Below are 7,016 nucleotides of genomic sequence, written 5' to 3'. Positions count from 1 at the left end.
GCGAGGCCGCCGCGACACCCCAAGCTGCTGATGCTCAGCCGCGAGGAGCTGATGCGCCACGAGGCCGCTGGCGTGACCTCCAGCGCCTTCCCGCGCACGGTGCGCCTGGGCGGGGTGGACTGCGCGGCCAGCTACCTGCACCAGCCCGGCGACCCCAAGGACGGCGTGACCGTCACGGTGCCGATCTACGCGCTCAACCAGGTCAGCGAGGAGCGCTGCGAATGGCTGGTGCCCGGCATGCTGGAGGCCAAGGTGATGGCCCTGGTCAAGAGCCTGCACCAGCGCCCGCGTTCCCGCCTGGTGCCGCTGCCCGAGTTCGTGGCCGAGTTCTGCGCCACCGCGCCCTTTGCCCAGGGGGCGCTGGTGGACGTGCTGCTCAAGGCCGTGCGCGAGCGCACCCAGCTGGCCATCCAGCGCAACGACTTCAAGCTCGAACAGCTGCCGCCCCACCTGTTCATGAACTTCCGCGTGGTGGACGAGCACGGCCGCCAGCTGGGTCTGGGTCGGCAACTGGCCACCCTCAAGGCCGAGTTGGGCGGGCAGGCGCGTTCGGCCTTCCAGGCCCTGGCCGCGCTGAAGCTGCAGGCCGCGCCCGCGCCGGCACCGCAGCCGCAGATGATCCGCACGCCCTCGGGCGGCCAGGCCGCGGTGGCGGTGGTCAAGGCCGCTGCGCCGGCACCGGTCGACACCCCGGTACAGCAGCACACCGCCTGGACCTTCGGCGAGCTGCCCGAGCTGATGGAGATCCGCAAGGCCGGCCAGACGCTGATCGGCTTCCCGGCGCTGATCGACAAGGGCGCGCATGTGGAGATCGAGGTCTTCGACGAACCGGACGTGGCGGCGGCCAGGCACCGCGGTGGCCTGCGCCGCCTGGTGGCGCTGCAGATCCGCGAGCCCTTGAAGTACCTCGAGAAGAACATCCCCGACCTCACCAAGATGGCCGTGGCCTACATGCCCCTGGGGACGGCGGAGGAGCTCAAGGCCCAGATCATCGAGGTGGCGCTGGACAAGGCCTTCCTGGCCGATCCGTTGCCGCAAGACAAGCAGGCCTTCGAGCGCCGCATCGAGGAAGGGCGCAGCCGCCTGAACCTGATCGCCCAGGAGGTGGCCCGCCTGGCCGGCACCGTGCTGGCCGAGTACGCTGCGGCCGCCCGCAAGCTCAAGGATGCGCGGCCGCCCAAGGAGGTGGCCGACGACATCACCGCCCAGCTGCAGCGCCTGGTGCCCAAGCGCTTCGTGGCGCTCACGCCCTATGCGCAGCTGCAGCACTTCCCGCGCTACCTCAAGGGCATCGTCATGCGGCTGGACAAGCTGCGGGCCGACCCCGTGCGTGACGGTCAGCGTCTGGTCGAGCTGCGCCCGCTGGAGCAGCGCTACCAGCGCCGTCTGGCGGATCTGAAGGGGCAGGCCGACAGCCGGCTGGATGACTTCCGCTGGCAGCTGGAGGAGCTGCGCATCAGCCTGTTCGCGCAGGAGCTGCGCACGCCGCAGCCGGTGTCGGTCAAGCGGTTGGAGAAGACCTGGGCTCAGCTGTCCAGCTGAGCGGCGAGAAGCAGCGGCCCATCAGCCGTTCGAAGGCCGGGTCCAGGGTCTGAGGCGGGCAGGGCAGGTGGCGGTCGGCCCACTGGCGCAGGGCAGGGCCACCGCGCGGCACGCGGGTCAGGGCCATGGCGGCCTCCACCGAGGCGTCGTCCCGGCGCAGGCTCAGCAGCCGCTCCAACACCTCGCGGGCGGCGTACAGCGTGCCTGGCAGCAGGTGGGGGTGGTGCAGCAGATCGGTCTGGGCTTGCCAGACCTGGGTCAGGGCCTCGTCGAAGGCGCTGGCGGGCGAGGCTTCGAGGATGGCGCGCGTAGCGGGTTCGTTGCCCATCAGCAGGGCCAGGCGCAGCAGCAGATCCTCGAAGCCGGTGTCGTAGCCGATGCGGAAATTCACCCCGGCGCGGAGGGCCTCGCGGGCCTCGGCGTCGTCCTCGTCGCCGCCCAGCTGCAGCACCGGGATGTGGGCCCAGTCGCGGCAGGTGCGCAGCAGGTAGCTCAGGGCCAGGCCGGCGCTGCTGTGGCTGCCGCCGTTGATGACGATCAGTCGCAGCGGTTTGCGTTTGATCACGCCCAGGGCTTCCCAGGGCGTGGCAACGGCCTCGGGTTCCCAGCCCACCGTGGCCAGCAGTTCCAGCACCACCCGGCAGCGCGGGGCAACGGGGTCGACGATCAGGATGTGGCTCATGTCAGCGATATCGGACGCTGACGGGCCGGGGTTGAGCCGGGAAAGTGCGCAGGGCGTGCCGGGCGTCACGCCGGCGGGGTTTTCAGACGACTCAGCGCAGCAGTTCCAGAAGGCGGTCCATGCCGCCCTGTTCGATCGACACCTGGGCCTGGGCGCGCACCGCCGGCTTGGCGTGGTAGGCCACCGACAGGCCGGCCACGCCCATCATCGGCAGGTCGTTGGCGCCGTCACCCACGGCGATGGCCTGGCCCGGGGCGATACCCAACTGCTCGCAGGTCTGCAGCAGGGTGCGGCGCTTTTCCTCGCCGTCCACGATGTCGCCCCAGGCCTGGTCCACCATGCGGCCGGTCAGGGTGTCGCCTTCGATCTCCAGCACATTGGAGCGGGCGAAATCCAGCTTCAGCCGGTCCTTCACCCGGTCGGTGAAGAAGGTGAAGCCGCCGGAGACCAGCAGCGTCTTCAGGCCGGCGGCCTGGCAGGCGGCCACGAAGGTGGCCACACCGGGGTTGAGCTGCAGGCGTTCGTCGTAGATGGCCTGCATGGCCGACACCGGCACGCCGCGCAGCAGGGCCACGCGCTGGCGCAGGCTCTCCTTGTAGTCGGCGATCTCGCCACGCATCGCGGCCTCGGTGATGGCGGCGACCTCGGCCTTTTTGCCCACGGCCGAGGCGATCTCGTCCACGCATTCGAGGTTGATCAGCGTGGAATCCATGTCGAAGGCGGCCAGGCGGTAGTCGGCCAGGCGCAGCGGCGGGGTCAGGCCCTGGACCTTCAGGCCGGGCGCGAATTCGGTGTGGGACATCGGAGGGCCGAGTGGCTCGGCAGGCGGGCAAAGACGGCGCGAATTTTACGGGGCGGCCCCGGCCGGGGCGTCTGCGGGCCGCAGACGGTGTTGGTGCAGCTGCGCATAGGCCGGGCGGCAGGCCTCGGCCACGGCCAGCGCCTGGCCCTGCAGCCGCGGTGCACGCGGGCGCCAGGGCTCGAAGCCGGTGGAGGCCCAGACCGCGTCGTACCAGTAGGGCGCCCAGATGCCGTCGCTGTCCCGCCGGCCCGCTGGCCAGTGCAGCATGCGCGGCGTGAAGGCGATGCCCAGCGCGCCACAGACGGCCCGCAGAAAGGCCTCGGGGGCCTGCAGGAAGTCCTCGGCGTCGATCACCATCGGCGCCTGCCCGCTGTGCTGGGCGAGCCGGTCGAACAGCTGGGCCTGCTGCAGCAGGCCGATGTCCTCGGGGGCCACCGTGGCGCGGCTCTTCAGATAGCTGTCCACCACCTGGGCGGGGTCGCGGATGAGCAGGATGTTGTGCAGCCGGTGCACCCAGTCCGTGGCCATGCCGGGCAGCAGGTGGTGGCTCATGTGCTTCTGGTACCAGACGGGCTGGCCGCCCGGGGCCGGGCCCTCGCTCAGGGCCTGGGCCACGCGCGCGGCGTCGGTGTCGCCGTCGGCAATGACCTCGTCTCGGCCCGGGTGGTCCAGGCCGGTGGCGGCCAGGTAGGCCGCGTACAGCGGCTCGTCGCTCACCGCGCAGTCGCCGCGGTTCTCCCAGGCCCGCATCATCGCGGTGGAGATGTTGCGCGGGCCGCTCCACATGGCCACGCGCAGGGGGGTCTGGGCGCCGGTCATGCGCTGCGCGCCGCCACGTCGCGGGCCACCAGCGCCTTGTAGAGGGCTTGCAGGCGCAGCACCATCGGCCCGGGCACGCCGCCTTCCATCGGGCGGCCGTCCACCTCGCGCACCGGCACCACGCCGGCAAAGGTGCCGGTGCAGAAGGCCTCTTCGGCGCTGTAGACCTGGGTCAGGCTGAAGTTCTTCTCGAACACCGGGATGCCGGCCTCGCGGCAGACCTGGATCACGTTGCTGCGGGTGATGCCGCCCAGGCAGTAGTCGCCGCTGCTGGTCCACACTTCGCCGCCTCGCACGATGAAGAAGTGGGTGGAGTTGCAGGTGGCGACGAAGCCGTGCGGGTCCAGCATCAGGGCCTCGTCGGCCCCGGCGGCCGTGGCCTGGATGCAGGCGGTGATGCAGTTGAGCTTGCTGTGGCTGTTGAGCTTGGGGTCCAGCACGTCCGGGTAGCCCCGACGCACGTGCACGGTGAACAGCTTGAGCCCGGCCTGCACCGTCTCGGGCTTGGCCAGCTTGAACTCCGGCAGGATGACGATGGTGGCCGGGCCCACGGTGACCCGCGGGTCCTGGTAGGGCGTGCGCTTGACGCCGCGGCTGACCATCAGCCGGATGTGCACGCCGTCGTGCATCTGGTTGGCCGCCAGGGTGTCGTAGATGGCCTGGGTCAGTTCGGCCCGGCTCAGGCCGATGTCCAGCAGGATGGCCTTGGCGCCTTCCCACAGCCGCGCCAGGTGGGCGTCCAGGAAGGCCGGGTGGCCGTTCACCACCCGCAGCCCTTCCCACACGCCGTCGCCCAGCACGAAGCCGCTGTCGAAGACCGAGACCGTGGCCTCGGCCCGCGTCTTCAGCTGGCCGTTGATCCAGATGCGGATGTCCGCGTTGCGGGGGTCGTCGTGGAAGTCGTGGATGCTCTGGGACATGGCGGGGCTGAGGAAACCGGAATGCCCCAGTCTAGCCTCGCGCCCCGGCTCCGCGGCGACTCAGGCCTTCACCGGCTGGCCCAGCGAGCGCAGCAGATCACGCAGGTAGGTGGCGCGCTCGCGCGGGTCGGCGATCTCGCGGTCGATGCGCAGCTTCTCGTTGCCCACCAGCTTGACCGCCCGGTTCTTCTGCACCAGCTCGATGATGCGCAGCGCGTCCACCGGCGGATTGGGCCGGAAGGTCACGCTCATCAGCTGGGGTGGGCGTCGATCTTCACCACGCCGTAGGGCTTGGCCTGGATGCGCAGGCGGTGGTGTCGAACAGGGCCTGGCCCTGGGGCGGCAGCTTGCCGAAGCGGTCGGTGATCTCTTCGAGCAGGCGGTCGAGCTGCTCGGGCTTCTCGGCCGTGGCCAGGCGCTTGTAGAAGTTCAGCCGGGTGTGCACGTCGCCGCAGTAGGCGTCGGGCAGCAAGGCGGGGGTGTGCAGGTTGATCTCGGTGGCGGCGCCGAAGACCGCGCTGTGCGGGCTCAGCAGGTCGGGCTCCTCGCCGTTCTTCAGTGCACGCACCGCCTCGGCCAGCATTTCGTTGTAGAGCTGGAAGCCCACCTCCATCATGTTGCCGCTCTGGTTGTCGCCCAGCACCTCGCCGGCACCGCGGATCTCCAGGTCGTGCATGGCCAGGTAGAAGCCCGAGCCCAGCTCCTCCATCTCCTGGATGGCCGTCAGGCGCTGGCTGGCCTGCTTGGTCAGGCCTTCCACATCGGGCACCAGCAGGTAGGCATAGGCCTGGTGGTGGCTGCGGCCCACGCGGCCGCGCAGCTGGTGCAGCTGGGCCAGACCGAACTTGTCGGCCCGGCTGATGATGATGGTGTTGGCGCTGGGCACGTCGATGCCGGTCTCGATGATGGTCGAGCACAGCAGCACGTTGAAGCGCTGGGTGGTGAACTCGCGCATCACCCGCTCCAGCTCGCGCTCGGGCATCTGGCCGTGGGCCACGCCGATGCGGGCCTCGGGGATCAACTCGGCCAGGGCCTGGCGGCGGTTCTCGATGGTCTCCACCTCGTTGTGCAGGAAGTAGACCTGGCCGCCGCGCTTGAGCTCACGCAGCACCGCCTCGCGGATCACGCTCTTGCCCTCGTTGCGCACAAAGGTCTTGATCGCCAGGCGGCGCTGCGGCGCGGTGGCGATGACCGACAGATCGCGCAGGCCCTCCAGCGCCATGCCCAGGGTGCGCGGGATGGGGGTGGCGGTCAGCGTCAGCACGTCCACCTCGGCGCGCAAGGCCTTCATGGCCTCCTTGTGGCGCACGCCGAAGCGGTGTTCCTCGTCGATGATCAAGAGGCCCAGGCGCTTGAACTGCACCTCCTTGGACAGCAGTTTGTGCGTGCCCACGACGATGTCGATCGTGCCGTCGGCAATGCCTTCCAGCGCCACCTTGACCTCCTTGGCACTGCGGAAGCGGCTCAGCTCCGCCACCTTGACCGGCCACTTGCCGAAGCGGTCGACGATGGTCTGGTAATGCTGTTCGGCCAGCAGCGTGGTGGGCGCCAGCAGGGCCACCTGCTTGCCCGCGTGCACCGCGACGAAGGCCGCGCGCAGGGCCACCTCGGTCTTGCCGAAGCCCACGTCGCCGCAGACCAGCCGGTCCATCGGCCGCGGGCTGATCATGTCCTGGATCACCGCGTGGATGGCGGCCTGCTGATCCGGCGTTTCCTCGAAGCCGAAGCTGGCGGCGAAGGCCTCGTAGTCGTGCGGGGAGAAGCGGTGGGCCATGCCCTCGCGCGCGGCGCGCAGGGCGTAGATGTTGAGCAGCTCGGCCGCGGCATCGCGCACCTGCTCGGCGGCCTTGCGCCGAGCCTTGTCCCACTGGTTGCTGCCCAGTTTGTGCAGCGGGGCCTCCTCGGCGCTGACGCCGGTGTAGCGGCTGATCAGGTGCAGCTGGCTGACCGGCACGTAGAGCGTGGCCTGGTCGGCGTACTCCAGGTGCAGGAATTCGCTGGGGCCCTCCAGCCCGGTGTCGATGCTGACCAGGCCCTGGTAGCGGCCGATGCCGTGGGCTGAGTGCACCACCGGGTCGCCCAGCTTCAGCTCGGAGAGGTCCTTGATCAGCGCATCGACGTTGCTGGTCTGCTCCTGCTTGCGCCGGCGCCGGGTGCCGGGCGCGCTGGCGAACAGCTCGCCTTCGGTGATGAACTGCACCGCCAGCTGCGCTTCGGGCTCGTGCCAGAAGAACCGGGCCGTCAGCGGCGC

General features: G+C 70.2%; 5 protein-coding genes and 1 pseudogene. 1 reads left to right on the top strand and 5 read right to left on the bottom strand.

All coding sequences use genetic code 11. The features are described 5' to 3' along the window. Nucleotides 1-1,542, top strand: a 1,542-nt coding sequence (locus I73_RS17620; RefSeq protein WP_040500727.1) for a DUF3418 domain-containing protein, incomplete at its 5' end; no start/stop codon positions are given. Here the strand turns inward: I73_RS17620 and I73_RS17615 are convergent. From I73_RS17615 to mfd, 5 genes and pseudogenes are all read right to left on the bottom strand, one after another. Next, complete coding sequence (locus I73_RS17615) at nucleotides 1,502-2,224, bottom strand: response regulator (protein WP_022981819.1); 723 nt, start codon at nucleotides 2,222-2,224, stop codon at nucleotides 1,502-1,504. The two genes, I73_RS17620 and I73_RS17615, sit on opposite strands and share 41 nt — an antisense overlap. A gap of 91 nt (nucleotides 2,225-2,315) precedes the next feature. Further along, nucleotides 2,316-3,026, bottom strand: coding sequence for a phosphoserine phosphatase SerB (gene serB / locus I73_RS17610; RefSeq protein ID WP_022981818.1), 711 nt, complete (start codon nucleotides 3,024-3,026; stop codon nucleotides 2,316-2,318). Nucleotides 3,027-3,071: 45 nt separating this feature from the next. Then, nucleotides 3,072-3,845 carry a hypothetical protein gene (locus I73_RS28755; RefSeq protein WP_022981817.1) on the bottom strand — a complete coding sequence of 258 codons (774 nt, stop codon included), beginning with the start codon at nucleotides 3,843-3,845 and terminating at the stop codon, nucleotides 3,072-3,074. Continuing rightward, nucleotides 3,842-4,765 (bottom strand): aminotransferase class IV, encoded by a 924-nt coding sequence (locus tag I73_RS17600; protein ID WP_022981816.1) that lies wholly within the window; start codon nucleotides 4,763-4,765, stop codon nucleotides 3,842-3,844. Before I73_RS17600 ends, I73_RS28755 begins: the two co-directional genes overlap by 4 nt. Nucleotides 4,766-4,825: 60 nt before the next feature. Continuing rightward, a pseudogene (mfd, locus tag I73_RS28750) lies at nucleotides 4,826-7,016 on the bottom strand (transcription-repair coupling factor); the annotation flags it as partial.

Origin of the sequence: Ideonella sp. B508-1 (assembly GCF_000333615.1) — a bacterium.
Classification (GTDB): domain Bacteria; phylum Pseudomonadota; class Gammaproteobacteria; order Burkholderiales; family Burkholderiaceae_C; genus Ideonella.
This window is presented reverse-complemented; position numbering and strand designations above follow the sequence as displayed.

What these genes read in the sequence shown, in the direction of transcription:
- I73_RS28755 (WP_022981817.1), bottom strand. Translation starts at nt 3,845, where the DNA reads ATGACCGGCGCCCAGACCCCCCTGCGCGTGGCCATGTGGAGCGGCCCG.
- I73_RS17600 (WP_022981816.1), bottom strand. Translation starts at nt 4,765, where the DNA reads ATGTCCCAGAGCATCCACGACTTCCACGACGACCCCCGCAACGCGGAC.
- serB (WP_022981818.1), bottom strand. Translation starts at nt 3,026, where the DNA reads ATGTCCCACACCGAATTCGCGCCCGGCCTGAAGGTCCAGGGCCTGACC.
- I73_RS17615 (WP_022981819.1), bottom strand. Translation starts at nt 2,224, where the DNA reads ATGAGCCACATCCTGATCGTCGACCCCGTTGCCCCGCGCTGCCGGGTG.